The sequence below is a fragment of the Kitasatospora sp. NPDC059803 genome (assembly GCF_042732255.1).
Lineage (GTDB): Bacteria > Actinomycetota > Actinomycetes > Streptomycetales > Streptomycetaceae > Kitasatospora.
Genome location: NZ_JBHWIJ010000467.1, coordinates 1 through 3,799, shown reverse-complemented (window position 1 = coordinate 3,799; position 3,799 = coordinate 1). Strand labels below are relative to the sequence as shown.

4 protein-coding genes are annotated in these 3,799 nt (G+C 70.9%); 2 read left to right on the top strand and 2 right to left on the bottom strand.

Annotated elements, in window-relative coordinates; translation table 11 throughout:
• Positions 1–76: 76 nt before the first annotated feature.
• Both bldC and ACFV6I_RS38145 read right to left on the bottom strand, forming a co-directional pair.
• Positions 77–283 carry a developmental transcriptional regulator BldC gene (bldC, locus tag ACFV6I_RS38150; RefSeq protein ID WP_014137253.1) on the bottom strand — a complete coding sequence of 69 codons (207 nt, stop codon included), beginning with the start codon at positions 281–283 and terminating at the stop codon, positions 77–79.
• Positions 284–768: 485 nt separating this feature from the next.
• Entirely contained in the window at positions 769–1,665 is an 897-nt protein-coding gene (locus ACFV6I_RS38145; RefSeq protein WP_380335442.1) for a hypothetical protein, read from the bottom strand.
• A gap of 199 nt (positions 1,666–1,864) precedes the next feature.
• Here ACFV6I_RS38145 and ACFV6I_RS38140 point away from each other — a divergent pair, with 199 nt between their 5' ends.
• Both ACFV6I_RS38140 and ACFV6I_RS38135 read left to right on the top strand, forming a co-directional pair.
• Positions 1,865–3,022, top strand: coding sequence for a Glu/Leu/Phe/Val dehydrogenase dimerization domain-containing protein (locus tag ACFV6I_RS38140; RefSeq protein WP_063348337.1), 1,158 nt, complete (start codon positions 1,865–1,867; stop codon positions 3,020–3,022).
• A 416-nt stretch (positions 3,023–3,438) separates the two neighbouring features.
• Positions 3,439–3,696: a DUF3073 domain-containing protein gene (locus ACFV6I_RS38135; RefSeq protein WP_063348338.1), complete on the top strand. Its 258-nt coding sequence runs from the start codon at positions 3,439–3,441 to the stop codon at positions 3,694–3,696.
• Positions 3,697–3,799 lie beyond the last annotated feature (103 nt).

Below are 3,799 nucleotides of genomic sequence, written 5' to 3'. Positions count from 1 at the left end.
GTGTTCTTTCCATGGTCGCCTATCACCGACCCGGGTTTCCCCGTTAACGCGGCCCCTTTAAAGAGCCTTTGGCCTATCAGGCCTCAGTGCGCTGAGCGGGAATCCCGGCCAGCAGAGCGCGCACCTCCGCCTCGCGGTAACGGCGGTGACCGCCGAGCGTGCGAATGGACGTCAGCTTGCCCGCCTTGGCCCAACGAGTGACCGTCTTCGGGTCCACGCGGAACATGGTGGCGACCTCTGCCGGCGTCAGCAGGGGCTCAGCATCAGGGGTACGAGCGGTCATGAGCGGCCTCCTCGGGAGAACCGAACCAGGGCGGTTCTATCCTTCAAATTCTGCACCTTGGCCCGCGATGCCCGAAATGGCATAGACGGGCCGAGTCGGTTATAGGACGAACGGCTTGTCCTGGTGTCTACAACTACACCATCCGTCCAGCCCTATCGACCAAACCGCCAAAATTGACCCCTCACGGGTTCAAGAGCGACGGATGGCGATGGACCACCCCATAACGGGCAGTCACGCGGCCGTGACGCCTGGTTACGAGGGGACCAGACCCCCTGTTTCCCCGCAAAGCACGCATCGACTCCAGAACCACCCAAAAGTGGGCATGCCCGCGTGAAGTTGGGCTGGTTGTCCCATTTTTGCACATAGGGGTAAGTTCGCGTCAACGGTGAGTAGTGTCACGTTCGACAGCTATTGACCCGAACCGGGACCTTGGTCATCCAGCTCGGGCCATAGGACTCTTACAGTCATACACGGCTGGTCGGACGTCAGTTCGCGTACCGCAGCGCCAGCACCCTGCGCCAGCGCGCCGTCAGTTCCCCGTACGCGTGCAGCGCCTGCGCGGTGTCCCCCGCCCGCAGCGCGCGCAGCCCCTCCTCCAGCTCCCCCGCCGAACGATCCGCCAACAGCCGCTCCGGCCCCAGCACATGCACCAGCCCCCCGTAGTCCAGCTCCACCAGCGAGCGCGGATGGAATTCCTCCAGCCACCGCCCGATCTGCTCCGCCCCCCGGACCAGTTCCCCGTCCGGCACCTCTTCACGCAGCGCCCGGAAGGCCCGGGCCGTCCGGCGGCGCGCCTGCGCCATCGGCACCAGGTAGAACAGCGCCGCCGCCCGCCCCGGTTTGCCCGGCTCCTGCGCCGGCACGAAACAGCGGTCCTCGTCCCCGAACGGCAGGAACCAGCGCACCGGCACCTCCCACCGGCTGGTCAGGATCCACGGCCGGGCGTCCGGATGGCCGGCCCGCCAGCGCTCCCGGTCCGCCTCCGCCGCCGCCCGGGCCACCGGCGGCACCGCGGTGTCCAGCAGCGCCACCGGCGCGGCCGCCCGCAGCTCCTCCAGCGCCTGCCAGCTGCGCAGCCTGGTCGCCCACGGGCAGACGTACAGCACGCCGTCCACCACCCGCAGGTAGGCCCGCCCGCTCTCCCGCTCAGGCAGCGCCCGGGGCGTCCGGGCGGCCAGCTCCGCCAGCGCCTCCCGCTGCTCCTCCAGGACGGCCGCGGCCACCGGCTGCGCCGCCTCGACGGCGTCCGGGCCGTGCTCCGCCGCGTAGGCCTGCCAGCGCACCCGCTCGGACTCCGGGTAGGCGGCCAGCGGCTCGTAGACCCGCAGGTGGGCGGCGTAGGGCGGCAGTACCGAGGTGCGCACGACGGTCACGTCCTGCATGGTCGCACGCGCCGACCGGCCCCGGGAGGGCGCGCCCGCGAACCGTTCGCGCCCGCACCGCGCACCCCCCTGCGTCTCACTCCTCGGACCACCGGGACAAGCTCGGACAAGAGGGCGGATCGGCGACGCTCCCGCGACTACGCTTCGCCCTAGGCGCCCGCACCACAGCAGGCGGGCCTTCGATACTGGAGTCACCACAGTGACCGACGTACAGACATCCGCCACGCACCCCGCACCCGGAGTGCTCAGCAGGATCTTCCGCACCGAGCAGGACGGCGCCCCCGGCGACGGCCACGAGCAGGTCGTCCTCTGCCACGACCGCAGCTCCGGGCTCAAGGCGATCATCGCCATCCACTCCACCGCGCTGGGCCCGGCCCTCGGCGGCACCCGCTTCTTCCCGTACGCCTCCGAGGAGGCGGCCCTGGAGGACGCGCTCAACCTGTCCCGCGGCATGTCCTACAAGAACGCGCTGGCCGGGCTCGACCTCGGCGGCGGCAAGGCCGTCATCATCGGCGACCCCAACAAGGACAAGAACGAGGCGATGCTCCGTGCCTACGGCCGCTTCGTGGAGTCCCTGCGCGGCCGCTACATCACCGCCTGCGACGTGGGCACCTACGTGCAGGACATGGACGTCATCGCGCGCGAGACGCAGTTCGTGACGGGCCGCTCGCCCGAGCACGGCGGCGCCGGCGACTCGTCCATCCTGACCGCCTTCGGCGTCTTCCAGGGCATGCGCGCCACCGCCCAGGCCCGCTGGGGCCAGCCGACCCTGCGCGGCAAGCGGGTCGGCGTCGCGGGCGTCGGCAAGGTCGGCCACTACCTGGTCGGCCACCTCGTCGCGGACGGCGCCACCGTCGTCATCACCGACGTCTCCGAGACCGCCGTGAACCGCGTCCGCGCGGCCCACCCGGAGGTGGAGGTCGTCGCCGACACCGCCGCCCTGCTGCAGGCCCGGCTGGACGTCTACGCCCCCTGCGCCCTGGGCGGCGCGCTGACCGACGACACGGTGGCCGCGCTCGGCGAGTCCGGCACCACGATCGTCTGCGGCGCGGCCAACAACCAGCTGGCCCACCCGGGCGTCGAGAAGGACCTCGCGGACCGCGGCATCCTCTACGCGCCGGACTACCTGGTGAACTCCGGCGGCGTGATCCAGGTCGCCGACGAGATCGAGGGCTTCAACTTCGACCGGGCCAAGAACAAGGCCACCAGGATCTTCGACACCACCCTGGAGATCTTCACCCGGGCCGCCTCCGACGGCGTCCCGCCGGCGGTCGCCGCCGACCGCCTGGCCGAGAAGCGGATGCGCGAGATCAGCGCGCTGCGCACGGTCCTGCTGCCGGGCGCCCGCCGGGCCTGATCCGGCGCCCCCGGAACCTCGGACGCGCGGGGGGCGGCCGCACCCCCGTGACCCGCCCCCGGGCGGGAGGGGCCCAGCCGTCCCCCGCGCATCACGATGTGGAACCGGATTCTCACTTCTGCGCCCGATCGGGTGATCCAAGGTCCCCCTTGGGGGGATAATCGGTCCTGGAACGACGGACCTGAGACACCTCCGGACAGCGCGCAAACCGCCGCAAAACCTCCCCTGACCTGGGAAGACCTGGTCTCGGGTGCGGTCGGTGCGCGCCACGTCACACCGACGACGTACCGTCCAGCGGCGGAAACAGGTACCGTTAATGCTCCAAGGGACGGTCCTCCCATTCGGGCAGGCCGCTCCTGATCATGAACACGTGTCAGACTCGGGGCCGTGAGCCCCATCGTTGAGGGGGTCGACCCATGGGGCGCGGCCGGGCCAAGGCCAAGCAGACGAAGGTCGCCCGCGAGCTGAAGTACAACAGCGGCGGGTTTGACGCTAACCGTCTGTCCAACGAGCTGGGCGCATCGCCGTCCACCGCTCCGATCGACCCGGAGCCGATCGAGGAGGAGGAGGACGACGACCCGTATGCCGAGTACGCCGCCCGCTATGCCGACCTCGACGACGAGGACGACACCGAGCCGGGCACCGGGCCGTCGCAGGCCTCTCGCCGCTCGTAGCCAGTAGTTTCGCCGACCGGCCCAGCGCCCAGCGCGCCCGGCCGGTCTTCGGCGTTTCCGCGTACCGGATGGCGTACCGGGTGGGTCGCCGCCCCCCGGGTGG

Excerpts from the sequence above, each read along its gene's own strand:
- ACFV6I_RS38145 (WP_380335442.1), bottom strand. The coding sequence starts at position 1,665 with ATGCAGGACGTGACCGTCGTGCGCACCTCGGTACTGCCGCCCTACGCC.
- ACFV6I_RS38135 (WP_063348338.1), top strand. The coding sequence starts at position 3,439 with ATGGGGCGCGGCCGGGCCAAGGCCAAGCAGACGAAGGTCGCCCGCGAG.
- bldC (WP_014137253.1), bottom strand. The coding sequence starts at position 283 with ATGACCGCTCGTACCCCTGATGCTGAGCCCCTGCTGACGCCGGCAGAG.